This window comes from Pseudomonas sp. DrBHI1 (genome assembly GCF_002205115.1).
Lineage (GTDB): Bacteria > Pseudomonadota > Gammaproteobacteria > Pseudomonadales > Pseudomonadaceae > Aquipseudomonas > Aquipseudomonas mosselii.
Genome location: NZ_NIBE01000075.1, coordinates 5,615 through 31,528 on the forward strand (window position 1 = coordinate 5,615; position 25,914 = coordinate 31,528).

Below are 25,914 nucleotides of genomic sequence, written 5' to 3' on the forward strand. Positions count from 1 at the left end.
ACCGCTCTCGTATTTGCCCTGGGCGTTGGGCTCGACACCGCCGATATCGCCAAAGATACGCTGGGTCAGCCCCAAGCGTTCGCGCTCTTCTCTGAGTCGCGGACCGAATCCGTTCATCTGCTTGCCTCCTTTGCATGAATGGAAGACGGGTGCATCCCGCACCCGAGTGAATGCTTGCGCAGTCGTCCGGCACTATGCCAATTGGATCCAATCCTTGCAAGCCATCATTGCGCCACAGCCGGACGGCTGGTGGACATGGAAGCGCCCGACGACAGACGAAAATAGCACTTCCAAGAATCAGAAAAATCACCCAAGTCAGTAAAAAAGCGTACATCGAAGCACGACTGAAACGGCGGAAAAAGTGTCGAAAAACGCCATTTTGGCGTCATTTTATCGGCACAAACAAGCATATCATTTTTTTGACGCCCAACTTTTATCTAACTTTAACTCATTGTTTTATAAGTAGTTTTTAACTTAATCACAGCACACTTAGAATTTATCAAAACAACAACACAACAAAGCTTGCCGAACTATCAGAAAACTCCTTAGGATGTAAAAAGACCACCAAGAAACAGCCTGCATCGCTATATATCTAGCGCGGCCTGATCCTGCGCGTCTGGCATTTTCACAACTTCTTGAACTGAGTATCTCGGCCGGCCTTGCGCCGCGCCTGGGGAGAGGGATCTATGAACATCAGTATCTTCGGACTTGGCTATGTGGGGGCGGTCTGCGCCGGCTGCCTGTCGGCACGCGGGCACCAGGTACTGGGGGTGGACGTCGCCCAGGCGAAGATTGACATGATCAACCAGGGCCGCTCGCCCATCGTCGAGCCAGGCCTGGAACAGCTGCTGCTCGACGGCGTGCGCCAGGGCCGCCTGCGCGGCACCACCGATGTCCAGGCGGCGATCCTGGCCACCGAACTGTCGCTACTGTGCGTCGGCACGCCAAGCAAGGCCAATGGCGACCTCGACCTGGTGTACATGGAAGCGGTGTGCCGGGAGATCGGCGCGGCCCTGCGCGACAAGGCGAGCCGTCATACCGTGGTGGTGCGCAGCACGGTGCTGCCGGGCACGGTGAAGAACGTGGTCATCCCGCTCCTCGAACAGGCCTCGGGCAAGCAGGCCGGGCGTGATTTCGGCGTGGCGATCAACCCGGAGTTCCTGCGCGAGAGCACGGCGATCCAGGACTACGACTTCCCCGCCATGACCGTGATCGGCGAACTTGACAGCCGCTCGGGCGACCTGCTCGCCGCGCTGTACGAAGGCCTCGACGCCCCGGTGATCCGCAAGTCGATCGAGGTCGCCGAGCTGATCAAGTACACCTGCAACGTCTGGCACGCCACCAAGGTCAGCTTCGCCAACGAGATCGGCAACATCGCCAAGGCCTCGGGGGTCGACGGCCGCGAGGTGATGGACGTGGTCTGCCAGGACTACAAGCTCAACCTGTCGCGCTACTACCTGCGCCCGGGCTTCGCCTTCGGCGGCTCGTGCCTGCCCAAGGACGTGCGCGCCCTCACCTACCGCGCCAGCCAGCTGGACGTGGCGCACCCACTGCTGGCCTCGATCATGGACAGCAATCGCAACCAGGTAGAGAACGCCTTCGACCTGGTGACCCGGGCCGGCAAGCGCCGCATCGCCCTGCTCGGGCTGGCCTTCAAGGCCAACAGCGACGACCTGCGCGAAAGCCCGCTGGTGACCCTGGCCGAACAACTGATCGGCAAGGGCTACGACCTGCGCATCTTCGATGCCAACGTCGACCACGCCCGTCAGTTCGGCGCCAACCGCCAATACATCGAGCAGCAGATTCCCCATGTCAGCGCCCTGCTGCGCAGCGACCTGCAGCAGGTCATCGACGAGGCCGAGGTGATCGTGCTGGGCAACAACGACGAGCGCTTCGTCCAGGCCCTGGACGTCGGCAACGGCAAGCAGGTGATCGACCTGGTCGGCTTCATGGCCGGCAGCAGCGACGCTCAACGCCACGGCATCTGCTGGTAAGGCACGCCGCCGCCCGCCGTCACGGCGGGCCCCGACCCAAGGAGCTACAACGCCATGGAACGACAGCAACAGCGGCCTTTCGCGGCCCCGGCGTACATGCGCGCGGCGGCCGGCTTCTGCGCCTGGGCGCTGCTCGCCGGGCTGATCGCCCTGGCCGCGCAGATGGTCGCGCCACAGTACCTGGACCCCAGCCACCACCAGTTCATCTTCATCATCGGCACCCTGGGCATGTGGCGCTACGGCAACGCCATCGTCCACTACCTGCGCGGCATGTACTTTTTGCACTGGCGCTTCCCACGCCTGCGCCGCCGGGTCGAGCGCCTGGGCGACGCGGCCTTGCCGTCGCACATGTTCATGGTGGTGACCAGTTTTCGCATCCCCACCCATACCACCTTCAAGGTGTACCAGTCGGTGTTCCAGGAGGTGCAGCGGCTCAAGGTGCCGTGCACGGTGATTGCCTCGATCGTCGAGAAGGGCGACGAGCAGTTCATCAAGGACATCATGCGCGACGAGGTGCAGGGACGCGACGACATCGACCTGGTGATCGTCCGCGCCCGCGGCACCGGCAAGCGCGATGGCCTGGCCCATGCCTTCCGCGCGCTGTCGCGGCAGATGCCGCTGGACGACGCGGTGGTCGGCGTGGTCGACGGCGACACCATGATGCTACCCGGCTGCGTCGAGCGGGCGGTCAAGCTGTTCGCCGTGCTGCCCGACGTCGGCGGCCTGACCACCAACGAGTTCTGCGAGGTCGAAGGCAGCCGCTGGATGCGCCAGTGGCACTCGATGCGCTTCGTCCAGCGGCACATCAACATGTGCTCGATGGCCCTGTCGCACCGGGTGCTGACCCTCACCGGGCGGCTGTCGTTCTTCCGCGCCGGGGTGATGACCGACCCTGGCTTCATCCGCGATGTCGAGGCGGATTTTCTCGAGCACTGGCGCCTGGGCCGCTTCCAGTTCCTCACCGGCGACGACAAGTCGAGCTGGCTGAGCCTGATGCGCGCCGGCTGGGACACCTTCTACGTGCCCGACAGCCACACCCTGACCGTCGAGCACCCGCCCAGCGACAGTTTCTGGGTGGCCACCCGCCAGCTGATGTTCCGCTGGTACGGCAACTCGCTGCGCCAGAACTTTCGCGCCACCGCCCTGCTCGGCCGCGCGCGCCTGGGACTGTTCACCCTCTATGTACTGCTCGACCAGCGGGTGTCGATGTGGACCTGCCTGATGGGCCTGACCGCCTCGGTGGTGGCCGGCCTGGTGTTCGGCATCCAGTACCTGCTGGTGTACCTGTTCTGGGTGCTGGTCTCGCGCAGCCTGGTGACGGTGCTGTTCGTCTTCGCCGGGCACCCGGTCAGCCCGATGTACCCGTTCGTTCTCTATTACAACCAGATCGTCGGTTCGCTGATGAAGGTCTACGCGATGTTCCACATGGACCAGCAACGCTGGACGCGGCAGAAGACCACCCTGGCCACCGGCAGCGTCGACTTCGACGCCAGCCTCAACCGCTGGTCCTCGAAGGCGATGCTGTGCTCCTCGATCGCCATCTTCTTCGGGGTCATCACCGTTCTCCTGGAACTCACGCAACGTTAAGGAAAGGCGCCTGCACATGAGTACTTCGAATACCCCGGCGGCCCCGGGCAAGATCGCGGCCAACATCGTCCACGAGGCCATCGACGAGCGTCAGTACGTGCGCACCCGCATGCACGCCCGGGTGCGCCTGTCCGGCGCCGGACGCGAACCGTTCGAGGCCGACCTTGCCGATATCTCGCTGGGTGGCATCGGCCTGCTGTACGAGGCGCCACTGACCGTCGGCGCGCTGTACGACGCCTCGATCCAGCTGCGTCTGAACCAGGTGGACCTGTCGATCGACGGCAAGGTGCGCATCGTCTCCCAGCGCGGCAAGGAGGTCGGCGCGCAGTTCGTCGACCTCGACGCGCAAAAGCGCGACATCCTGCGCTACCTGATCAGCGCTTATCTGTCGGGCGAAGTCGCAGACATCAATGGCCTGTTCAACGTGATGCAGCGCGAGAACTACATCAAGGCGCGCAAACACCAGCAGGCCAGCGCCCGCACCCCGGCCGAGCGCCTCAAGGCCGTGGCCGGCACCGCGCTTTACGCCGCCGCCGGCCTGGCCGCCCTGGGCTTCGTTGGCTACAAGGGCTACCTGCTGTTCTTCCGCATCCCGGCGCTGCAGGCCACGGTCGCCGGCAATGCCCAGGTCATCAGCATGCCGGACAACGGCTACGTGAAGTACCTGCTGCCGGACGGCGCCAGCGAGGTGCAGGCCGGCCAGCCGCTGGCGAACATCTCCACCCAGTTGGCCACCAGCTTCACCAGCCCGGCGGACATGAAGGCCCTGGCCGACCTCGCCCCGGGCGACCTGCAGGCGCTGCTGGGCCGCGCCAGCGTCGAGACGGTGATCAACAGCCCGTGCGACTGCCAGGTCTGGTACCCGTCGCCGCCGCTGGACGGCTATGGCTACAAGGCCGCGCCGATGATGCACCTGCTGCCGAAGAACGAGGGCTTGTTCGTGCGCGCCAACGTGCCGTTCGACAAGCTCGCCGATGTCGGCCGCGTGCGCTCGGTGGAGATGCAGGTGTTCGGCCTCGACCAGCACTTCAGCGGCACCGTGGTCGACGCCCGCTCCGACGAGCTGAACCACAACCTGGCGCTGACCATCCAGCCGGACAGCCCACTGCCGGCGGCGGCCTACCAGAAGGCCGTGGCGGTCGACCTGTACCTGGGCCTGCCGTTCGGCAACGGCAACTGAGGGCCGCTCATGAACGCCAAGAACGCCCCGCGTCTGTTGCTGGCCGGTCTCGGCCTGGCCTGGGCCGGCAGCGGCTGGGCCGGGCAGAGCCTGGAGCAGATCCGCTACGCGCTGTACAAGGACCCAAGCGCCGACGTCACGAGCGACCTGCGCGCCCTCGCCGAGCGTGGCGACCTGGCCTCCAAGCAGCTGCTCGGCGATGTGCTGGCCAACGGCGACAGTGCCAACCGCCAGGACATCGTGAGCCTGTACCAGGAGGCCTTCGCCGATGGCCACGGCCAGATCCCGGCGCTGGCCTCGCTGGCACGCCTGCTCGACCGCACCCCGCGCCTGCAGCGCAGCCACGAGGCGTGGGTGCGTCAGGCCCTGGCCCGCTACCCCAACGACCGTGATCCGCGCAGCACCAGCACCAGCCTGGAGGTGTTCCTCGTCTATCCGCAGCTGTTCCCCGGCGAGCGCGCCGCCGAACTGCTGGCGCTGTACGAACAGAGCTGCCTGCTCAACTGCCGCCCCGAGCTATACCGCGCCGTGGTCGCCGAGCGCCAGGGCGACCGAGCCGCCGCCGAGCGCTGGTACCAGCAGGCGGCACGCATCGACCCGCGCGGCATCGAGCGCTACTACCGCTTCCTCGGCGAGCGCCAGGACCCGGCCTTCCTCGCCTTCGCCCGCAGCCTGGAGCCAGAGATGGCCAGTCTGCCGGTGGAGGTGGTGCAGCGCATCGGCGCGCTGCTGGACAGCATCCACGGCACCACCCGCGCCGAGCTGGATGCCGAGCGCGAGCAGCGCCAGAGTCGCGCCATGGGCCCCAAGGTCGAGCCGACGCCCGAGCAACTGGCCCGCGACAAGGCCGACGACCAGCTGCGCGCCGACGGCATCGCCGAGGCCCAGCGCTGGCTGGACAACGCCGTCGCCCGCGGCTACCTGCCGGCGCAAGTGTCCAAGGCCAACTTCATGATTTCCAACCCCACCGAGCACAACGCCGAGCAGGCCCAGGCGCTGATCGCCCAGGTGCGGGCCAAGGACCCGACCCGGGCCAAGGCGCTGGACGCGGCGTTCTACATGGTCAACAACTGGCTGACCCTGGATCCGCAAAAGTCCCAGGCGCTGATCGACGAACTGATCGCCGCCCATTACCCCGACGCGCAACTGCTGCTGGGCGACCTGTACAGCAAGGGCGGCCTCGACCAGCCCGACCAGGAACGCGCCCTGGCCATCTGGCAGCGACAGGCCGAACAGGGCTCGACCGCGGCCTGGTACCGCATGGCCACTGTGCACCTGCGCGGCCGGGCCATCTGCCACGACCCGATCAAGGCCTACACCTACGCCCGCATCGCCCTAGACCTGGGCGAGACCCGTGCCCGTGGCCTGATCAAGCGGTTGGACAAGACCTTGCCCAAGGATGACATCGAGCGCGCCCTGGCCGCGCGCAACGATCTGTTGAAGGAGGCCACCCTGTGAAAGCCCATCCACCCCTGCTCGGCGCCCTGCTCGCCCTGGCGCCCCTGACAGTGCTGGCGGGCGAGGAAGTCACCGGCCCCGAGGCCGACAACAGCGCGCCGGTGCGCGTCGCGACCGTTGACGGCAGCGAGCCGGTGATCACCTCGGAGTTCTTCAACAAGCTCACCGTGCAGACCGGCTACGGGCCTCAGGACGCCCAGGTCGGCCGCGAGCGCGAAAGCTTCTACAGCCTGCGCTACGAGCCGTCGTTCGCCTGGTACTCGCCGGAAAAACGCTGGGCCAGATGGATGGTCTACGGCCGCCTGTGGCTGAACTACGACTCCAGCCAGTCGAGCAACCTGGCCAACGAGTCGACCAACAACAATGAACGCGAGCAACCCGAGGGCTGGTACGCCGAGCTGCGCGAGCTGTACGTCAAGCGCAACCTGATCGGCGACGACCCGCGTTTTTCGCTGTCGTTCGGTCGCCAGCGCTTCTACGACGACTACGGTATCTGGTGGGACGACAGCCTGGAGTCGCTGCGCTTCAACTACCAGGACACCTTCAGCGATGCCTTCGTCGCGGTCGGACAGAAATTTCGCAACTACAACACCGACGTCAATTCGCTGGCCGCAAGCGAAGCGCGCACGCTGTACCTGATGGGCCAGTACGCCTATCGCTGGAGCCCGAACAACCAGGTCGGCATGCGCCTGATGCAGGAGAACGACCGCAGCGGCCACGACGTCGACGACCGCTACGACTTCAAGGGTTGGCGCTACGGGTTGTTCTTCAAGGGCGACAATCTGCCGCTGGCCAGCGACTACCACCTGGAACTGGCGGCACTGGACGGCACGATGGACAACACCGCCGGCAACGGCGTCACCAGCACCGGCCACGGCAGCCGCGGCTGGGCAGCGCTGGGCGAGGTCGGCAAGCGTTTCGAGACCTTGCCCTGGACCCCGCGCGTGGCCCTGCGCGGCGGCCTGACCGACAAGCCGGACGACGACAACGACGGCTTTCGGCTCAACCCGATCCAGTCCGACCGCATCACCCGCCAGGGCTCGTACAGCACGCGCCTGGCCAGCTCGTTCGTCGCCCTCGACCTGCGCAACCTGAGCTACTACGGCTTGGCCCTGGAGACCCGGCCCACGGCGCGCAGCGCCCTGGACCTGCGGGTGACCCAGCTCAACCTGCGCGATGAAGGCGGCGCCCTGCCGATCCGCATGGCCGCCGATGCCCGCGCCCGGCGCCAGAGCGAACTGAACGCCGGCCTGCATGGCAAGGGCGACAACGTCGGCCAGATGATCGACCTCAACTACTACTGGAAGATGTTCCCGGTAGCCCTCGACGGCAAGCACCTGGACGTCAACACCCTGGTCAGCGCCAGCTACCTCAACGCAGGCAGCGCGCTGGACAGCGGCGACGACTACCAGCTGAGTGTCGGCGTGGTGATCAGCTACTAAGGACCGGCCAGCATGATCTTCGCCTCCAACGTCTTCCTGTTCCTCTACCTGCCGCTGTTCCTGGCCATCTACTACCTGGCCCGGCCGCAGTGGCGCTCGCTGGTGATCGTCGCCGCCAGCTACGTGTTCTACGCCTGGTGGCGCCCGGACTTTTTGCTGCTGTTCGTCGCCATCACCGCCTGGAACTACGGCTTCGGTCTGCTCATCAAGGCGCGCCTGGACGCCGGCGACAAACGCCGCGCCCTGCGCCTGCTGTGGCTTGGCGTGGTCGGCAACCTGGCCACGCTCGGCTACTTCAAGTACGCCAACTTCGGCGCCGAGGTGCTGGCCCTGCTGCTGGCGCCGCTGGGCATCAACACCTGGACCCTGGAAAACATCTTCCTGCCGCTGGGTATCTCGTTCTACGTGTTCCATGCCCTGAGCTACATCGTCGACATCTACCGCAAGGATGCCACGCCCACCCGTAGCTTCATCGACTTCGCCGCCTTCGTCGCGCTGTTCCCGCACCTGGTGGCGGGGCCGATCCTGCGCTACAGCCAGCTCGCCCCGCAGCTGCGCCAGCGCAACCACTCGCTTGAGCTGTTCTCGCTGGGGGTGTGCCGTTTCATGCTCGGCTTCATCATGAAGGTGCTGATCGCCGACCGCCTGGCGCCGATCAACGTGCTGTTCGTCGGCGAAGGCACCCTGCAGTTCAGCGATGCCTGGTTCGGCCTGGTGGTCTCGACCCTGCAGCTGTACTTCGACTTCGCCGGCTACAGCCACATGGCCCTGGGCCTGGCGCTGATGATGGGGTTCCGCTTCCCGGAAAACTTCAACCAGCCCTATGTGTCGCAGAGCATCACCGAGTTCTGGTCGCGCTGGCACATGACCCTGGCGCATTTCTTGCGCGACTACGTGTACCTGCCGCTGGTACGCAAGCGCGTGGCCGGCGCCCTGCCGGCGCTGGTGTGGACCATGCTGCTGTCGGGCCTGTGGCACGGGGCCAGTTTCGCCTTCATCTGCTGGGGGCTTTTCTTCGGCATCGGCATGGTGCTGGAGCGCAGGTTCAACCTCGCGACCAAGGTCACCACGCCCTATCACCTGGGTCGCAACCTGCGCACCGCGCTGCTGATCATCCTGAGCATGCCGCTGTTCTTCACCATGGACCTGCGCCACAGCCTGCAGATCTACCAGGCGCTGCTGGGCTTCAACGGTTTCGGTTCGCTGGAGCTCTACGTGCTCGGCGCCTCGAAGATGGCCATGGCCTTCGCCCTGGTGGCGGTCGCCTGGCTGATCCTGGCCGGGATCAACAACGTGCGCTTCTACGCCGGCAACAAGGAAGGCTACTTCATGCGTCACGTCGGCGTGCTGCACAGCCTGCTGCTGTGGGGCGGCTTCCTGCTGGCGCTGAGCAGCCTGGCGGCCAGTTCGTTCTCGCCGTTCCTGTATTTCCAGTTCTAGGAGAGTGCCATGTACCCGGTGATGAATTCGGCCGGCAAGGCCAACGGTGTGGTCTTCGCCCTGGCGCTGGCGGCGATGTTCGTCTATTCGCTGCCGCCGGTGCTGAGCTTCGCCCGCGCCCAGACCGACAGCTGGAACCTGTTTGTCGATGGCAAGCTGCTGCGCAAGTTCGAACAGGTCTACGACAAGCGCCTGTTCCTGCGCGCACCTTCACAGCGGCTGTGGGCCGACGCCCAGTTCCAGCTGTTCGGCGAAGGCACCAAGGGCGTGGTGCTGGGCAAGGACGGCTGGCTCTACACCAACCAGGAATACCGCGTGCCCAACGACCTGGACGCCAGCCTGGCGAGCCAGCTGGAGCAAATCGTCAAAGTCCAGAGGCAACTGGCCGAGCACGGCAAGCACCTGGTGCTGCTGCCGCTGCCGATGAAGCTGGATATCTACGCCAGACACGCCGAGCGCGCCTTCGATCCGCGGGTGCACAGCCTCTACGACCGCTTCGTCGCCGACCTGCAGCTACGCCGGCTGGACGTGGTGCCACTGCGCGACGCCTACCTGCGCCACCTGGCCGGCCCACGGCTGTTCCTCAAGTCCGACACCCACTGGAGCCCGGACGGCGCGCGCCTGTCGGCCTATGAACTGGCCCGCCAGCGCCCGCAGCTGCTCGGCGACCAGGTGTACGTCTCGCACAAGGCCGGTGACAAGACGGTCAATGGCGACCTGATGAACTACCTGCAGTTCGACCATGCGCGCCTGGCGCCGCAGTTCGGCCCCAACCCGATCGAGCTGTACGAGACCCTCCAGGCCGAACAGGACAGCGACGCGCTGTTCGCCGAACAGTCGCAAAGCCTGCTGCTGGTAGGCACCAGCTACAGCAAGATCGACGACTGGAACTTCGTCGGGTTCCTCAAGGAGGCGCTCAACCGCGACCTGCTGTCCATCGCCGTGGAGGCCCGCGGGCCGTTCGAGGCGATGAACCAGTTCCTCGCCGGCGACCAGTTGCAGAACCCGCAGATCGATACCGTGGTCTGGGAGTTCCCCCTGCGCACCCTGTTGGCCCATCGTCCCGGCGCGCTGACCCGCAGCGCCCAGCCCGGGCATTTCTGACGTCCCTAGGAGAACCTGATGAAGCTTTCACCCCTGTTCACCGCCCTGGCGCTGGCCGCCGCCAGCCACACTGCCCTGGCCGCCGAAGGCAACGCCGACCTGTACGACGCCGTGGCCCCGGCCGATTCGGCGTTCGTGCGCGTACTCAACCTGTCCGACAGCAATGTCGAGGTGGCCCTGAGCGGCAAGCTCAACCCGCAGAAGGTCGCCCCCGGTCAGCTCAGCGGCTACCGCTTCGTGCCGGCCGGCGTGCACAGGATCGGCATCGGCGCCAAGGCCATCGAACCGAACCTGGCGGCCAACGCCGCCAGCACCGTGGTCTATGACGGCAAGCAGTTGCAGTTGATCGCCGACCAGTACGTCAACGAGCCGAAGAAGGCCCAGGTGGCCTTCTACAACCTGACGCCAGCCCAGGCCACGCTGCGCACCGCCGACGGCAAGCACGAGGTGGTCAAGGCCCTGGCCAGTGGCCAGACCGGCGCGCGCATGGTCAACGAGATCAAGATCGACTTCGCCGCCTATGTCGGCGACCAGGAAGTGGCCAGCTTCGACGAGCTGTTCCTCAAGAAGGGCCGCTCGTACAGCTATGTGCTGCTGCCAGGCAACCGCAGCCTGAGCCTGGCCAACAGCATCGACCCGACCGAGTGACGCCGTGCCGCACGCAAGGATGACTGGCCCATGAACACCCTCCTCCCCCTCGGCCTTGCGGCCACCCTGGCCCTGCTCGGCACGCAGGCAAAGGCCGCCGAGCCCGCCCGGCCCGGCTGCGAAAACCTGCAGTGCATGGTCTGCCCGGCCCTGGCCGAACCGCAGCACTATGCCGAAGGGCGCATGAAGCTGATGCGCCAGATCGTCCCCGGCAAGGAGCGCTGGCTGTTCCGCTCGATGGTCGACCTGACCAATGACTTCGGCATTCCCGCGCCCATGCGCCCGGAGTTCGCCCGGCTGATGAACGCGTTCCACCGCCAGGGCATCCAGGTGGCCATGGCGATCCAGCCGACCCGCGGCCTGATGCACCGCGACAAGCTCTACCCCGATCAACTGCACGGATTCGACTACCCGCGCGCCAGCCGCAACCTAGACAGCTACCTGGGGCAACTGCGTCAGGCCGGTGCGGTGGTGGCGCCGATGATGCAGTTGGTGCGCCAGCCACCCCAGGCTGAGTACTTCTTCCGCCGCGACCACCACTGGACGCCGAGCGGCGCCGAGGCGACGGCCAAACTGATGGCCGAAGAGATCCGCCGCCAGCCGTTCTACGACAGCCTGACCAAAAAGCGCTACAGCACCGAGCCCGGCGTGATGGTGCCCAAGGACGGCACCCTGAACCTGGCCTTGAGCTACATCTGCGGCAACAACTACGGTTTCCAGTACGTGCGCGGCTACCAGACCGTGCCGCTGACCGACAGCAGCGACGCCCTGTTCGACGAGGCGCCCGACCCCGAGGTGATCCTGGTCGGCGACAGCAACGCCGCGGCTCGCGAGGACGAGAGCAAGCAGTTCAACTTCGACGGCTACCTGAAACAGTACCTGGAGGCGGATGTCCTCAACTACGCCCTGCCCGGCGTGGGCGAGGACGGCTCGCTGCTGGAGTACCTGCTGTCCGCCGACTACAAGCCCGAGGCGCCGCCCAAGCTGATCGTCTGGGAACTGCCGGCCAACTACCGCCTGGATTCGCCGTTGATGTACCGCCAGTTGGTGCCGGCGATACACGGCGGCTGCAAGGCGTCCAGGGAAATCCTTGGCACGAAATTGCAGCGTCCGCCACTCAAGGTCGGCGAGCGCATAGAATTGCTGAGCAATGCTGGCGGCGCCCGGCAGGCCGTGTCCAAGGGCTTTCTCGATATCCGCCTGAGCGACAGGAGCGTCAAGGACTTCTACATCATCGTCTATTACGACAATGGCGCCCGCGACAAGGTGTGGTTCCGCCGCGAGGCGGCCGTAAGCGGCGGCCAGTACTACCTGGAACTGAGCAAGGCCCCCGAGTTCGCCGGCGCCAACCTGCTTTCGGTGTTCCTCGAACCAACCAAGGCCGGCACCGCCGCCACCGATGTGGAGACCCGCCTGTGCCTGTGAAACCGGCCCCTGGGGTGCTCCTGCTACTTGCAATCGCCCTGCTGCCCCTCCCCACCCACGCAGCTCAATCGATCTGGCCCGCCCGCGCCACCGCGCAATCGGCCATGATCGGCGACTACCGCACCCTCACCTGCAGCAAGGCGCCGCCACCGCCCTACACCGCCAGCCTGCACCTGCAAAGCAAGTACGACCCGCGCGACGCCAGCAAGTCCACCCTGCGCGCCAGCCCCGATGCCGACAGCGAGCGCGTCGCCCGGCAGATCAAGCAGTTCGTCGGCGGCCTGATCCAGGCCGGCAAGCGCTTCCAGAACGCCAGCAAGCCGCAGCAGGCCAACATGGCCCTGGCCTGCCAGGACCAGTGGCTGGAACACTGGGCGCAAGCGGGCGCCCTGCTCGACCCGGACGCCAGCAACACCGGCATGGCCGCGCGCAAGTGGGCCCTGGCGGCCATGGCCGGCGCGGTGCTGCTGACCCAGGCGGCAGCCGACGGCAAGGCGCCGCTCAGCCCCGCGCAACGACGCTGGTTCAACCAGCTCGGCGAGCAGGTGATCCGCGAATACGACCCGCGCCGCCAGTCCACCACGGTCTACTTCAACAACCACGACTACTGGGCCGCCTGGGCGGTGGCCGCCGCCGGCATGCTGGTGGACCGTGACGACTTCATCCGCTGGGCCGACGGCAACCTGCGCCGGGGCCTGGCCCAGGCCGTGCGCAGTGGCGACCAGGCCTACCTGCCGCTGGAAGTGGCGCGCAGCAAGCTGGCCGCCAACTACAGCCAGTACGCCCTGGTGCCGCTGGTGCTTCTTGGCGAGTCGGCCCGGGCCAACGGCCTGGCCTGGAGCGAGGACGACCAACGCACCCTCGACCAGCTGGCCACCTTCGCCGCCCGCAGCGTGCTCGCCCCGGACTCCCTGCCCCAGCTCAAGGGCCAGCGCCAGGCCGACGTCGCGCCCTACAAGCTGGCCTGGCTGATCCCGTTCCTGGCCCGTCGACCCGAGCATGCCCTCGCCCGCCAGCTCTACGACAGCGAGGACGGCGAAGTGGACAACTACAGCCAGATCGGCGGCCCGCTCAAGCCGGCCTACCCCAACCTGCCTTGATCAAGGACGCTCCCATGGCACCGTTCAGCCGCTTTTCTTTCACCTGCCTGGCCGCCCTGCTGCTGGCGACCACCGCGCGGGCCGCGCCGGTGATGGACACATTGCCCCAGGCGCAGCACCAGCAGCAGCTGGAGCAACTGCGCCACCAGACCCGTCAGGCGGTGACCTTCGAGCAGGCGCGCCGCCCGCCACCTGCGGGCCGCGCCAGCGTCAGCCTGCAGCCGATGTTCTCGTCCCAGGCCGGCAGCTGGCCGTTCGAGCCGTTCGTCAACAACGGCCTGTTCCGCGCCATCGCCGGCTACCAGGCGCATCACCCCCAGGCCGTGGTGCTGCGCGGTGGCAGCATCACCTTGGCGCAGCTGCACGATGCGCTGCACGACCCACGGGTGCTCAAGCGCTACAAGGACGGCTACCTGCTGAGCTACCCGTTGATGATCGGCGCCGATGCGGGGCTGCGGCTGGAGGGCACGCGCCTCTACCTGTACAGCTTCTCCGGTACCGCACTGATCAACCAGGGCTGGCTGGGGCTGAACCAATCGACGCTGGAAAGCGTCGCCGGCGACAAGCCCGGCAACACCGACCGTGCCTGGCGGCCCTTCGTGGTGGCCTGGGCTGGCAGCCATACCGAGGTGATCGGCTCGACGCTCAAGCGCCTGGGCTACAACGCCAACCTGTCCCGCGGCCTGAGCACCGCGCTCAGCACCCAGCAGGCGGCCAGTACGCGTCCCGCCACGCTGCTGGTGGAAGCCAGCCATTTCAGCGAGCTGTCCAGCGCGGTGGAGCTGCAGCACAGCCAGGCGACCATCATCGACAGCCGTTTCGAAGGCTCGCAGCAGTATGCCATCGACACCCGCGACAGCCAGCTGAACCTGCGTGGCAACCAGTTGCGCGGCGTCGACAACAACAGCGGCGTGCGCCTGCGTGGCCAGACCCGGGCATTGATCGAAAACAACCTGATCCTCGGCGCCGCCAAGGCCGCCATCGAGATCAGCGACCAGCACGGCACCGTGCTGCTGGCCGGCAATCGCATCGGCGACAGCCGTGGGCATGGCATCCAGCTGCGCGACCTCGCGCCGACGGCCGAAGCCCCGTTGCTGATCGACGACAACCTGCTGGCCAGCAGCCAGGGCAGCGCGGTGGATGCCAGCGAGGTCACGGGCCTGACGCTGGTGGGTAACCGGATCGGCAATACGCCGGAGTACGCCATCAGCCTGCGCAACGCCACGCCGCAGCCCGGGCCGCTGGTGATCAGCGGCAATCGCCTGGGGCAGGTGGGTAAGGCCGTGGTGCGGGTCGAGGGGGTGCGCGAGGTCGAGTTGGGGGGCAATCGCTTCGATGGCAAGGCACTGCTGCAGAACCTGCTGGCCGGCGACCTGCTGGCGTTGCAGGGGCCGGTGCTGGAGGCAATGCTGGTACAGGAACAGATGGTCAGGGTGCGCCAGGACTGAAAAATACACGGCCCCTGAGCGGCCTTGTGTCGCGAAAGGGGCGCGGAGCGACCCCAGGATTTCAGCGTAAAAGCAAAGATCGCCGGGGGCCGCGTTGCGGCCCTTTCGCGACGCAAGGCCGCTCACAGGATCGTGTCAGGGCACCGGACGCTGCATCCGCACGAAACACTCGTCCATCCCGACCTCGACGAACCCTCGGCGCTGATACAGGCGCCGCGCCGGGTTGCTGCTGAACACCATCAGCCGCAGCCACGGCAACCGGCGCTGTAGAGTCCAGCCAGCCAACTGCTCCAGCACCCAGCCGCCCACGCCCCGGCCACGATGCTCGGGCAGCAGATGCAGCTCGCGGATATACAGCGCCTGGCGGTCCTGGCTGAGGCTGCAAAAGCCCAGCACCCGATCGTCCTCGACCACCAGCCACTGTTCGCGCCAGCCCCAGGCTTCATCGAAGGCTTCCTCGATCCACAACAGGTCGAATTCGCGGTAATACGGCAGCATGGCGCGGCGCGTGAGGTCACGGGCAAACGTGAGGTGTTCGTCGGTCGCAGGGATCAGTTCAAGGGGCATAACACACCGGCGAACTGGCCGGCCCACGGCGCTCCAGTTCGTCCTCAAGCCACCGGGCCAGCACCTGGGCGTTGTTGTGCTCGGAGTCCTTGCCGGCGTACAGCAAGGTCAGGTCGCCTTTGCCGGCCAGGTCCAGCAGCGGATACCAGTGCTCGGGGTGGGCGGCCAACTCCTGCTGGTAGCGCTGGGTGAAACCGGCAAAGTCGAGCTCGCCGGCGTGAAACGCCTTGCGCAGTGCGTCGGACGGCGCCACTTCACGCAGCCACTGCCCGTGCAGGTCCTCCTTGCGTTTGTTGCGCGGCCAAAGACGATCGACCAGCACGCGTTGGCCATCCCCGCCCTCGAGCGCCTCGTAGACGCGTTTACAGCGAATCATGCAGCACTCCTGCGACATCGTTCCCCAGACAGCCTAGGGCCTTCATTGATCGAGGTCACGCCCTGGTAACGAATTGTTTCTATGCTGAAGACTTTCGGCACCACCGCCCGACGCCAACCGGAGCCCTCATGGCAACCCCGTCCCTGGCCAGCCAGTCCGACCTGACCCTGCCCAGCCCGCGCCCTCACCTTGCCCACAAACCCGGACGCGCCACCCTCACCCTGTTCTTCGGCCTGCTGCTGGCCGGCCTGGCCTACACCTTCTGGAGCCTGAAGCAGGATGTCAGCGCCAGCGGCACCGTGGTCACCACCGTCACCCCCTTCCTGCTGCTGGGCCTGGCCCTGCTGATCGCCCTGGGCTTCGAGTTCGTCAACGGCTTCCACGACACCGCCAATGCCGTGGCCACGGTGATCTACACCCATTCGCTGCCGGCGCCGGTGGCGGTGGTCTGGTCGGGGTTGTGCAATTTCCTCGGCGTGCTGCTCTCCAGCGGCGCGGTGGCCTTCGGCATCATCGCCCTGCTGCCGGTGGAGCTGATCCTGCAGGTCGGCTCGTCGACCGGCTTCGCCATGGTCTTCGCCCTGCTGCTGGCGGCGATCATCTGGAACCTCGGCACCTGGTGGCTGGGCCTGCCAGCGTCGTCCTCGCACACCCTGATCGGCTCGATCATCGGCGTGGGCGTGGCCAACGCGCTGATGCACGGGCGCGACGGCACCAGCGGCGTGGACTGGACCCAGGCCAGCAAGGTCGGCTACGCCCTGCTGTTCTCGCCGCTGATCGGCTTCGCCTGCGCCGCCCTGCTGCTGCTCGCCCTGCGCGCGCTGGTCAAGCGCCGCGAGCTGTACCAGGCGCCAGAAGGCCAGACGCCGCCGCCCTGGTGGATCCGCGGCGTGCTGATCCTCACCTGCACTGGCGTGTCGTTCGCCCACGGCTCCAACGATGGCCAGAAAGGCATGGGCCTGATCATGCTGATCCTGGTCGGCACCCTGCCGATGGCCTATGCGCTGAACAAGACCATGCCCAACGAGCAGGCCCTGCAGTTCTCGGCGGTCGCCGAGGTCACCCGCCAGGCCTTGGTGCGCGCAGTACCGTCCCCTGCCCCGGCCGATCCACGCCAGGTCCTGACCACGTTCATCGGCGAGCCCAAGGCCAGTGCCGAGCTGATCCCGGCGCTGGCCGCGCTGACCGGCATGATTGGCGAGGAAGTCAAAGGCTACGGCTCGCTCAAGCGCGTGCCGGCCGAGGCCATGGCCAACGTGCGCAACGACATGTACCTGACCAGCGAGGCCATCCGCCTGATCGACAAGCACCAACTGGCCCGCTACGACGCCGATACCCGCCGCCATGTGCAACTGTTCAAGCGCCAATTGGACGACGCAACCCGCTATATCCCGCTGTGGGTCAAGGTGGCGGTGGCCATCGCCCTGGGCCTGGGCACCATGGTCGGCTGGCGGCGCATCGTGGTGACGGTGGGCGAGAAGATCGGCAAGACCCACCTGAGCTATGCCCAGGGCGCTTCGGCCGAGGTGGTGGCGATGTGTACCATCGGCGCCGCGGACCTGTTCGGCCTGCCGGTGTCGACCACTCACGTGCTGAGTTCAGGCGTGGCCGGGAGCATGGTGGCCAATGGCTCGGGGATTCAACGCAAGACGCTGGTCAACCTGCTGATGGCCTGGGTATTGACGTTGCCGGCTGCAATGTTGCTGGCGGGTTGCTTGTACTGGTTGCTGAACCAGATCCTCTGAGGATCTCGCGACGGGGGCGCCTTGCGCCCCCAGCAAGGTTATTCCGGGATCTTCAGGCCACGCTGTACAGCCGGGCGTTCAAGGAACTTCGCCAACACCCGCTGTACTTCCGTGAAATCATCGAACCCCACCAGCTCGCGCGCGTTGTAGCGCTCCACCAGGTTGCGCACCCAGGGGAAGATGGCGATATCGGCGATGCTGTACGCATCGACCATCCACTCCCGCCCCTGCAGGTGCCGGTCGAGCACGCCCAGCAGGCGCTTGGACTCATTGACGTAGCGATCCCGGGGCCGCTTGTCCTCGTACGCCTTGCCGGCGAAGAAGTGAAAGAACCCCACCTGGCCGAACATCGGCCCGATGCCGCCCATCTGGAACATCAGCCACTGCAAGGTCTGGTAGCGCTGGGCAGGGTCCTGGCTGAGCAACTGCCCGCTCTTCTCGGCCAGGTACTGCAGGATCGCCCCGGACTCGAACAACGGCAGCGGCTGGCCACCAGGGCCATCGGGGTCGAGGATTGCCGGAATCTTGTTGTTGGCGCTCAGGGAGATGAACTCGGGGCTCAGCTGGTCGTCGTTGTCGAAACTGATCTTGTGCACCTCGTAAGGCAGGCCGATCTCTTCGAGCATGATCGAGACCTTGACGCCGTTGGGCGTGGCCAGCGAATACAGCTGCAGGCGCTCGGGATGCCGGGCCGGCCATTTGCGGGTGATGGGGAATACGGAAAGATCGGTCATGTTCGCGCCCTGAAGGTTGAGGGACTCAATTTAAAGACTGTCGGGCGTCCTGACCATCACCCAGTCTCGGTGTCGCTCGTCACCGCAGGGAAAGATCGCCTCGCCCACCTTGCGAAAGCCATTGCGCCCGTAGAACCGGATGGCCCTGGCGTTGAGTTCATTGACGGTCAGGCGAACCGGGCCACGGGTGTGGGCCAGGGTAGCCTCGAGCAGTGACTGCGCGGCACCCGTGCCGTGGGCGGCGGGCAGCACATAGCAACGGGAAATCTCCACCAGATGATCGGCCGCGGCGATCCCCAGCTCACCGGGCGCCAGGTCGAGCATGCTGTAGCCCAGCACCTGGCCGCCCTCCTCGACCACCAGCAGGCGCTTGTGCGGGTGGCGCAGGTGCGCCTGGAAATGCTCGGGCTGCAGGTTGTGGGCGATGTAGTGCCGCTGCGCCGCCGGAGCGCTGTCGGGCGGACTGGCCAGGGCGAAGGTGGCCTGGCCGATGTGGCTCAGGGCTGTACAGTCATTGCTGCGGGCCTGGCGGATCTGGTAGGGCATGGCAACATCCTGTCGGGCATCCGGATCACCCTCGACAATGCCAGCCCCTCCCAACCGGCGCAAGGTTCAGGCGTCGCCGTGGGCCTGCCGCTTGAGCTTCTCGGTATCGACCCGTACGAACACTGAATCGGCGGTAACGGTCAGCACATCCCCAGCCCAGACCTCGCAGATCACTCGGCTCTTGCGCCCCACCTCACCCTCGACCCGTGCCTTGAGCAGCAGCTCGACGCCCATCGGGGTGGGTTTGAGGTAGGTCAGGCTCAGTTGGCCGGTAACACAGTCGATACGCGGCAGGCTGCCGGGCTCGCGGCCTTCGGCGCGGTAGTGGTGGGCCATGGCGGTCCAGTTGGAATGGCAATCGACCAGCATGGCCAGCAGGCCGCCGTAGACCAGGCCGGGCCAGCCGATGAAGGTCGGGTCGGGGGAATGACGGCACAGCAGGTGGACGCCGTCGTCATCCCAGTGACTCTGCACATGCAGGCCGCTGGGGTGGGAGCACCCGCAACCGTAGCATGTGCCATCAGGGGCGGCGAGTTGTTGCAGGGAGGGGGCTTGTTCGGTCATACACGTCCTTGGCTTGTTGGAATTGGGAAGGAGGCTGACTGCCGATGGTAGCCCCATGCTTCCCGGCCGCCAAATGGAGGGGGCCGCCATATGCCCCCTGAGCGTATCAGGCCGCCTGCCACGCCGAGCCCCGCTTGCGCCGCTGGGTCAGCGAAACCAGCAGGATGAACAGGGTCACCCCCGCGGTCATCAGTGTTTCATAGCGGTAGGCATCGCTGAACAGCATGTAGCCCAGCACCATGACGATGGTGCCGATCACCAGCCAGGTCAGCCACGGGAACAGCCACATCTTCAGCTCCGGCGTGCGCCCCTCGCGCTCGGCACGGGCCCGCATGCGCAGTTGCGAACGGCGATCACCAGGTACACCAGCAAGGCGATGGCGCCGGTGGTAGATAGCAGGAACCCGAACACCTTGCCGGGAAACACGTAGTTGACCAGGCAGCCGGCAAAGCCCGCCAGGGTCGAGAGAACGACCGCCACGGTGGGCACGCCCGCGCCGGAGATCCGCCTGGTCATAAGCAGTGCCTGGCCACGGGCCCCCAGCGAGTAGAGCATGCGCGAGGCGGTGTACAGCCCTGAGTTCATGCAACTGGTGACCGCCACCAGCACGACGATGTCGACCAGCAGCTTGGCGCCGGGCACGTTGAGCACTTCCAGCACCCGCTGGAACGAGCCCACCGCCTTGAGCCCCGGATCGTTCCAGGCCACCAGCGAAACCACCAGGAAGATCGACGCCAGGTAGAAAATGGCGATGCGGTACACCACCAGGTTGGTGGCGCGGCGGATCTTGTCCTTGGGGTTGGCTGTCTCGTCGGCGGCGATGGTGACGATCTCGGCGCCGAAGAACGAGAAGATGGTGATCAGCACGCCGCCGAGCACGGTGCCGAAGCCATTGGGCATGAAGCCGCCGGCGTCCCACAGGCGACTGACGCCGGAGACGTCGGCCAGTGGCCAGACGCCGAACACCGCCAGGCTGCAGACCACGATGAAGGCAATGATGGCCAGTACCTTGACCAGGGCGAACCAGTACTCGAACGCGCCGAAGTTCTTCACGCTGACCAGGTTGGTGCCCGACAGCACGATCATGATCAGGAAGGCGAACAGCCAGGACGGCACCTGCGGGAAGTAGGCATGGAGGATATCCGCGCCAGCGATGGCCTCGACCGGGATGATCAGCACCCAGAACCACCAGTACAGCCAGCCGATGGTGAAGCCGGCCCAGGGGCCGATGGCTTCGCTGGCGTAGGTGGAGAACGAGCCGCTGTTGGGGTTGGCGATGGCCATTTCACCGAGCATGCGCATCACCAGCAGCACCAGCAGGCCGGTCATGGCGTAGGAGATGAGAATAGCCGGGCCGGCGGTGGCGATGGCGTTGGACGAGCCAATGAAAAGGCCGGCGCCGATGATGCCGGCAATAGAGATCATCGATACCTGACGTGAAGTCAGGCCATGCTGCAAGGACCGCTGTTTTTTGTTGTCTGGCGATGCCATGGAGAACCCTCGAGTGGGTCGGCCGCAACGAAGGCGGCTGAAAGTGGCGGCAGCGTTCCTGTGGGGGCGGGCATGCCGGCAAGGGCATCGGCACGCGTCTCCCACACGTCTCGGACTTGTTGCGGGAATTGGCTACCGGCGTATTTTTGTATTGATGGACCTGTCGGTTGCCAGGGTCCAGCCAGGCCAGTATTCATCTCCAGGCAGGTCACAACAAACGACCTTTTCGCAAAACATCATTCCAAATAGGAATCAATACGCTTCACATCCTGCTCAGAATCTTCTTTCATGAAGCTTGCAGAGAGAGCCTTCAGACATCAGGAATTAAACGAATGAGAGCAATCGAATAATTCGTTTGCGCCACCGATTCCCGACGCGCTTGGATACGACCTGACTCGAACAACAGGCCGCGTGCAGATGAATCAGGAAAATATCAGCCAGTCCATCGCCATCGTTCACCCGATCACCCTTTCCCATGGACGCAACGCCGAAGTCTGGGACACCGCCGGCAAACGCTACATCGACTTCGTCGGCGGCATCGGCGTGCTCAACCTGGGCCACTGTAACCCGGCGGTGGTCGAGGCGATCCAGCAGCAGGCCGCGCGCCTGACCCACTATGCCTTCAACGCCGCGCCCCACGGTCCGTACCTGGAACTGATGGAGCGCCTGTGCCAGTTCGTCCCGGTCAGCTATCCGCTGACGGGCATGCTGACCAACAGCGGCGCGGAAGCGGCGGAAAACGCCCTCAAGGTCGCCCGCGGCGCCACCGGCAAACGGGCCATCGTCGCCTTCGACGGCGGTTTCCACGGCCGTACCCTGGCCACCCTCAACCTCAACGGCAAGGTCGCCCCGTACAAGCAGCGCGTGGGCGAACTGCCCGGCCCGGTCTATCACCTGCCCTACCCCAGTCCGGACACCGGGGTGAGCTGCGAGCAGGCGCTCCAGGCTATGGAGCGCCTGTTCAGCGTGGAGCTGGCGGTGGAGGACGTGGCCGCGTTCATCTTCGAGCCGGTGCAGGGCGAAGGCGGTTTCCTCGCCCTCGACCCCGCCTTCGCCCAGGCCCTGCGCCGCTTCTGCGACGAGCATGGGATCCTGATCATTATCGATGAGATTCAGTCCGGCTTCGGTCGCACCGGCCAGCGCTTCGCCTTCCCACGGCTGGGTATCGAACCGGACCTTCTGCTGCTGGCCAAGAGCATCGCCGGCGGCATGCCGCTGGGCGCAGTGGTCGGGCGACAGGCGATCATGGGCGCGCTGCCCAAGGGCGGGCTGGGCGGCACCTACTCGGGCAACCCGATCGCCTGCGCGGCGGCGCTGGCGAGCCTGGCGCAGATGACCGACGCGAATATCGCCACCTGGGGCGAACGGCAGGAACAGGCCATCGTGGCGCGTCACGCGCGCTGGAAAGCGTCGGGAAGGTGCGCCGCGCTCGGTCGCCTGACCGGTACAGGGGCCATGCGCGGGCTGGAGATGGTCAACCCGGACGGCAGCCCGGCGCCGACGCAACTGGCCAAGGTGCTCGAGGCGGCGCGTGGCAAAGGCCTGCTGCTGATGCCCAGCGGCAAGGCGCGGCATATCATCCGCCTGCTGGCACCGCTGACCATCGAGCCCGAGGTGCTCGAGGAAGGGCTGAATATCCTCGAGCAGTGCCTCATGGAGCTGGGCTGAGGGTTACAGGCCCAGCTCTTCAGGGGTGGGCATGTCGCATTCGAAGGCGATCCAGCCGCCTTCGAGCTCGGCGTGGCCGTTGACGATCGGGCCGTAGTAACTCAGGCCGTTCTCCAAGGTGACGCAGATGTGCGTGGCGCCTTTTTCCGGTGCCCCGAGGGTACCGACGAAATGCACTTTCTTCAGCACCTCGGTCACCGCCTCAAGGCCCACGCGCATGTTGGTGTTCTCCGAGGCCTCGGTATCGCCCCCACGGTCTTCGGCGCTGATGGTCACGGTGGCGGTGTACGGGTACTTGGTACTCAAGCGGGGTTACCTCAACAGGTGTATTAGGCGTATGGGCGCGTAGAGTACGGCAGGCGTTCCCGGTTGTCTCTACCGACCTCATCGCGGGGCAAGCCCGCTCCCACGCTGGCCATCGAGCATGGCCTCCCCTGCCCCGATCTGTTAGGGTGCCCGCCGATGCACGCCATACCACGCGAGGATACCGAGTGAGCGCCGAACAACCCCTGATCGCCGACCTGTTCGAGGTCGACAAACGCCTGACCCTCAAGCCCGTCGTGGACTTCAACGCCTACCTGCGCAACGCTTTCGGCGACGGCCCCTGCCGCTGCCACCGCTGCGTCGAGGGCAGTGGCGACGAAAGCGGCTACGAACACCGTCACAGCTTCGAGCTGGAAGGCCGCACCCTGCACAGGCGCTTCGCCAGCACCGCCGGCAGCGACGTGCTGATGGTGCTGAAAAAAGCCTGGTTGTCGTACACCAAGGCCGAGCTGATCACCGTCGGCGTGCTAGACATGACCACCCTCAAGTCATTCACCGAAGCCGCCCTGCACGAACGCCTGCTGGCCCTGCTGCCGGCCAGCGGCCTGGCCCGCGAAAGCGAAGGCCAGTGGCAGTTGCAGGTGCTCGCCGACTGACGGTCGCCCCGGCAGGATTCTCCCGCTCTGCTACCTTGGGAGAATCCTCACCCACAGGTGACCGACCATGGCCCGCACGACCCCCATCGAGCTGTACCGCAACATCGGTATCGTTGCCCACGTGGATGCCGGCAAGACCACCACCACCGAGCGGATCCTGTTCTACACCGGGGTCAACCACAAGATGGGCGAGGTGCACGACGGCGCCGCGACCATGGACTGGATGGCCCAGGAGCAGGAGCGCGGCATCACCATCACCTCGGCGGCCACCACGGCCTTCTGGCAAGGCTCGACCAAGCAGTTCGAGCACAAGTACCGCTTCAACATCATCGACACCCCCGGCCACGTCGACTTCACCATCGAGGTCGAGCGCTCGCTGCGCGTGCTCGATGGCGCGGTGGTGGTGTTCAGCGGCGCCGACGGCGTCGAGCCGCAATCCGAGACCGTATGGCGCCAGGCCAACAAGTACCATGTGCCGCGCCTGGCCTACATCAACAAGATGGACCGCCAGGGCGCGGATTTTCTGCGGGTGGTGAAGCAGATTGACCAGCGCCTGGGCCACCATCCGGTGCCGATCCAGCTGGCCATCGGCAGCGAGGAAAACTTCATCGGCCAGATCGACCTGGTGAAGATGAAGGCCATCTACTGGAACGACGCCGACCAGGGCACCAGCTACCGCGAAGAAGCCATTCCCGCCGAACTGCAGGATCTGGCCGACGAATGGCGTGCCCATATGATCGAGGCTGCGGCCGATGCCAACGAAGAGCTGACCCTGAAATTCCTCGAAGGCGAAGAATTCACCACCGAGGAAATCAAGGCCGCCCTGCGCCAGCGCACCATCGCCAACGAGATCGTGCCGACCATCCTCGGCTCATCGTTCAAGAACAAGGGCGTGCCGCTGATGCTCGACGCCGTGATCGACTACCTGCCCGCCCCCAGCGAGATCCCGGCGATCAAGGGCACCGACCCGGACGACGAGGAAAAACACCTGGAGCGCCACGCCGACGACAACGAGCCGTTCTCGGCCCTGGCCTTCAAGATCGCCACCGACCCGTTCGTCGGCACCCTGACCTTCGCCCGGGTGTATTCCGGCGTGCTCAGCTCCGGCAACGCCGTGCTCAACTCGGTCAAGGGCAAGAAGGAACGCATCGGCCGCATGGTGCAGATGCACGCCAACCAGCGCGCCGAGATCAAGGACGTGTGCGCCGGCGACATCGCCGCGCTGATCGGCATGAAGGACGTCACCACCGGCGACACCCTGTGCGACATGGACAAGCCGATCATCCTCGAACGCATGGACTTCCCCGACCCGGTGATCTCTGTGGCGGTGGAGCCCAAGACCAAGGGCGACCAGGAGAAGATGGGCATCGCCCTGGGCAAGCTGGCCCAGGAGGACCCGTCGTTCCGGGTCAAGACCGACGAGGAGACCGGCCAGACCATCATCTCCGGCATGGGCGAGCTGCATCTGGACATCATCGTCGATCGCATGCGCCGCGAGTTCAACGTCGAGGCCAATATCGGCAAGCCGCAGGTGGCCTACCGCGAGAAGATCCGCAACACCTGCGAGATCGAAGGCCGCTTCGTCCGCCAGTCCGGCGGGCGTGGCCAGTATGGACATTGCTGGATCCGCTTCGCCCCGGGCGACGAAGGCAAGGAAGGCCTGGAGTTCATCAACGAAGTCGTCGGCGGCGTGGTGCCACGCGAGTACATCCCGGCGATCCAGAAAGGCATCGAGGAGCAGATGAAGAACGGCGTACTTGCCGGCTATCCGCTGATCAACCTCAAGGCGGCGGTGTATGACGGCTCGTACCACGACGTCGACTCCAACGAGATGGCCTACAAGATCGCCGCGTCCATGGCCACCAAGCAGTTGTCGCAGAAAGGCGGCGCGGTGCTGCTGGAGCCGGTGATGAAGGTCGAGGTGGTGACCCCCGAGGAGTACCAGGGCGACATCCTCGGCGACCTGAGCCGGCGCCGGGGGATGATCCAGGATGGCGACGAGACCCCGGCCGGCAAGGTGATCCGTGCCGAGGTACCGCTGGGCGAGATGTTCGGCTACGCCACCTCGATGCGCTCGATGACCCAGGGGCGGGCCAGTTTCTCGATGGAGTTCACCCGCTATGCCGAGGCGCCGGCGAGCATTGCCGATGCCATCGTGAAGAAGAATCGCGGGGAAGCCTGAAACTTCGCGGTGGAGCCTAACGAAAAAAGGGGCGATCCTTGCGGATCGCCCCTTTTTTGATTTGGTAGGCACAATTGGACTCGAACCAACGACCCCCACCATGTCAAGGTGGTGCTCTAACCAACTGAGCTATGTGCCTGTCGTGTGGGGCGCATTCTACGCGATCCAAATGCCCTGTCAACCATTTTTTTCACGCTAAGCTACTGAATCTTAAAATATTTATAGAAGGCCAGGGTTCTGCGTCAGGTAAAGGATTTTCACCGGACGACTAGCGGGTGTTTATTATTATTGATAG

The 25,914-nt window shown here is 65.6% G+C and carries 22 protein-coding genes, 1 tRNA gene and 1 pseudogene; 15 read left to right on the plus strand and 9 right to left on the minus strand.

What is annotated here, in order from left to right; genetic code table 11:
* Positions 1 to 117: helix-turn-helix domain-containing protein (locus CC207_RS27700; protein WP_371916472.1), on the minus strand; the 117-nt coding region annotated here is incomplete at its 3' end.
* Between the two features lie 569 nt (positions 118 to 686).
* Here CC207_RS27700 and CC207_RS16780 point away from each other — a divergent pair.
* From CC207_RS16780 to CC207_RS16830, 11 genes are read left to right on the plus strand one after another with little or no spacing between them, the layout of a single operon-like run.
* On the plus strand, positions 687 to 1,994 hold the full coding sequence (locus CC207_RS16780; RefSeq protein ID WP_088852438.1) for a nucleotide sugar dehydrogenase: 1,308 nt from the start codon (positions 687 to 689) through the stop codon (positions 1,992 to 1,994).
* A 54-nt stretch (positions 1,995 to 2,048) separates the two neighbouring features.
* The gene (locus tag CC207_RS16785; protein WP_028692529.1) at positions 2,049 to 3,581 is read left to right on the plus strand and encodes a glycosyltransferase; all 1,533 of its coding nucleotides are present in this window, start codon (positions 2,049 to 2,051) and stop codon (positions 3,579 to 3,581) included.
* A 16-nt stretch (positions 3,582 to 3,597) separates the two neighbouring features.
* Positions 3,598 to 4,761, plus strand: coding sequence for a PilZ domain-containing protein (locus CC207_RS16790; RefSeq protein ID WP_088852439.1), 1,164 nt, complete (start codon positions 3,598 to 3,600; stop codon positions 4,759 to 4,761).
* A gap of 9 nt (positions 4,762 to 4,770) precedes the next feature.
* Entirely contained in the window at positions 4,771 to 6,219 is a 1,449-nt protein-coding gene (locus CC207_RS16795; RefSeq protein ID WP_088852440.1) for a tetratricopeptide repeat protein, read from the plus strand.
* On the plus strand, positions 6,216 to 7,661 hold the full coding sequence (locus CC207_RS16800; protein WP_088852441.1) for an alginate export family protein: 1,446 nt from the start codon (positions 6,216 to 6,218) through the stop codon (positions 7,659 to 7,661). The genes CC207_RS16795 and CC207_RS16800 overlap by 4 nt, the downstream gene beginning before the upstream one ends.
* A gap of 12 nt (positions 7,662 to 7,673) precedes the next feature.
* Positions 7,674 to 9,101, plus strand: coding sequence for an MBOAT family protein (locus tag CC207_RS16805; RefSeq protein WP_088852442.1), 1,428 nt, complete (start codon positions 7,674 to 7,676; stop codon positions 9,099 to 9,101).
* A gap of 9 nt (positions 9,102 to 9,110) precedes the next feature.
* Positions 9,111 to 10,205 carry an alginate O-acetyltransferase gene (locus CC207_RS16810; protein ID WP_028692534.1) on the plus strand — a complete coding sequence of 365 codons (1,095 nt, stop codon included), beginning with the start codon at positions 9,111 to 9,113 and terminating at the stop codon, positions 10,203 to 10,205.
* Positions 10,206 to 10,223: 18 nt separating this feature from the next.
* Positions 10,224 to 10,853, plus strand: a complete 630-nt coding sequence (locus CC207_RS16815) for an alginate O-acetyltransferase AlgF (RefSeq protein ID WP_028692535.1) — start codon at positions 10,224 to 10,226, stop codon at positions 10,851 to 10,853.
* Positions 10,854 to 10,883: 30 nt separating this feature from the next.
* Positions 10,884 to 12,278: an alginate biosynthesis protein AlgX gene (locus CC207_RS16820; RefSeq protein ID WP_062359422.1), complete on the plus strand. Its 1,395-nt coding sequence runs from the start codon at positions 10,884 to 10,886 to the stop codon at positions 12,276 to 12,278.
* Positions 12,269 to 13,378, plus strand: coding sequence for a polysaccharide lyase (locus CC207_RS16825; protein WP_028692537.1), 1,110 nt, complete (start codon positions 12,269 to 12,271; stop codon positions 13,376 to 13,378). Before CC207_RS16820 ends, CC207_RS16825 begins: the two co-directional genes overlap by 10 nt.
* A gap of 14 nt (positions 13,379 to 13,392) precedes the next feature.
* Entirely contained in the window at positions 13,393 to 14,826 is a 1,434-nt protein-coding gene (locus CC207_RS16830; RefSeq protein WP_088852443.1) for a right-handed parallel beta-helix repeat-containing protein, read from the plus strand.
* Between the two features lie 135 nt (positions 14,827 to 14,961).
* Here the strand turns inward: CC207_RS16830 and CC207_RS16835 are convergent, their stop codons facing one another.
* Complete coding sequence (locus CC207_RS16835) at positions 14,962 to 15,393, minus strand: GNAT family N-acetyltransferase (RefSeq protein WP_062359424.1); 432 nt, start codon at positions 15,391 to 15,393, stop codon at positions 14,962 to 14,964.
* The gene (locus tag CC207_RS16840) at positions 15,383 to 15,769 is read right to left on the minus strand and encodes a DUF488 domain-containing protein (protein WP_028692539.1); all 387 of its coding nucleotides are present in this window, start codon (positions 15,767 to 15,769) and stop codon (positions 15,383 to 15,385) included. The genes CC207_RS16835 and CC207_RS16840 overlap by 11 nt, the downstream gene beginning before the upstream one ends.
* A 128-nt stretch (positions 15,770 to 15,897) precedes the next feature.
* On the opposite strand from CC207_RS16840, the gene CC207_RS16845 reads away from it, so the two are divergent.
* The gene (locus CC207_RS16845) at positions 15,898 to 17,514 is read left to right on the plus strand and encodes an inorganic phosphate transporter (RefSeq protein WP_028692540.1); all 1,617 of its coding nucleotides are present in this window, start codon (positions 15,898 to 15,900) and stop codon (positions 17,512 to 17,514) included.
* A gap of 38 nt (positions 17,515 to 17,552) precedes the next feature.
* Here the strand turns inward: CC207_RS16845 and CC207_RS16850 are convergent, their stop codons facing one another.
* From CC207_RS16850 to CC207_RS16865, 4 genes and pseudogenes are all read right to left on the minus strand, one after another.
* Positions 17,553 to 18,248, minus strand: coding sequence for a glutathione S-transferase N-terminal domain-containing protein (locus tag CC207_RS16850; protein ID WP_028692541.1), 696 nt, complete (start codon positions 18,246 to 18,248; stop codon positions 17,553 to 17,555).
* Between the two features lie 30 nt (positions 18,249 to 18,278).
* Positions 18,279 to 18,794, minus strand: coding sequence for a GNAT family N-acetyltransferase (locus CC207_RS16855; RefSeq protein WP_069016338.1), 516 nt, complete (start codon positions 18,792 to 18,794; stop codon positions 18,279 to 18,281).
* A gap of 66 nt (positions 18,795 to 18,860) precedes the next feature.
* On the minus strand, positions 18,861 to 19,358 hold the full coding sequence (locus CC207_RS16860) for a PaaI family thioesterase (protein WP_028692543.1): 498 nt from the start codon (positions 19,356 to 19,358) through the stop codon (positions 18,861 to 18,863).
* A gap of 106 nt (positions 19,359 to 19,464) precedes the next feature.
* Positions 19,465 to 20,849 (minus strand): annotated as a pseudogene (locus CC207_RS16865) (amino acid permease).
* A 417-nt stretch (positions 20,850 to 21,266) separates the two neighbouring features.
* On the opposite strand from CC207_RS16865, the gene CC207_RS16870 reads away from it, so the two are divergent.
* Positions 21,267 to 22,517, plus strand: coding sequence for an aspartate aminotransferase family protein (locus CC207_RS16870; RefSeq protein WP_088852444.1), 1,251 nt, complete (start codon positions 21,267 to 21,269; stop codon positions 22,515 to 22,517).
* Between the two features lie 3 nt (positions 22,518 to 22,520).
* Here the strand turns inward: CC207_RS16870 and CC207_RS16875 are convergent, their stop codons facing one another.
* Positions 22,521 to 22,823: a hypothetical protein gene (locus CC207_RS16875; RefSeq protein WP_062359438.1), complete on the minus strand. Its 303-nt coding sequence runs from the start codon at positions 22,821 to 22,823 to the stop codon at positions 22,521 to 22,523.
* 185 nt (positions 22,824 to 23,008) lie between these two features.
* On the opposite strand from CC207_RS16875, the gene CC207_RS16880 reads away from it, so the two are divergent.
* Complete coding sequence (locus CC207_RS16880) at positions 23,009 to 23,437, plus strand: hypothetical protein (protein ID WP_028692547.1); 429 nt, start codon at positions 23,009 to 23,011, stop codon at positions 23,435 to 23,437.
* Between the two features lie 67 nt (positions 23,438 to 23,504).
* Positions 23,505 to 25,619 carry an elongation factor G gene (gene fusA, locus CC207_RS16885; protein ID WP_028692548.1) on the plus strand — a complete coding sequence of 705 codons (2,115 nt, stop codon included), beginning with the start codon at positions 23,505 to 23,507 and terminating at the stop codon, positions 25,617 to 25,619.
* Between the two features lie 62 nt (positions 25,620 to 25,681).
* Here fusA and CC207_RS16890 read toward each other — a convergent pair.
* A tRNA-Val gene (locus tag CC207_RS16890) sits at positions 25,682 to 25,758 on the minus strand.
* Between the last annotated feature and the right edge of the window lie 156 nt (positions 25,759 to 25,914).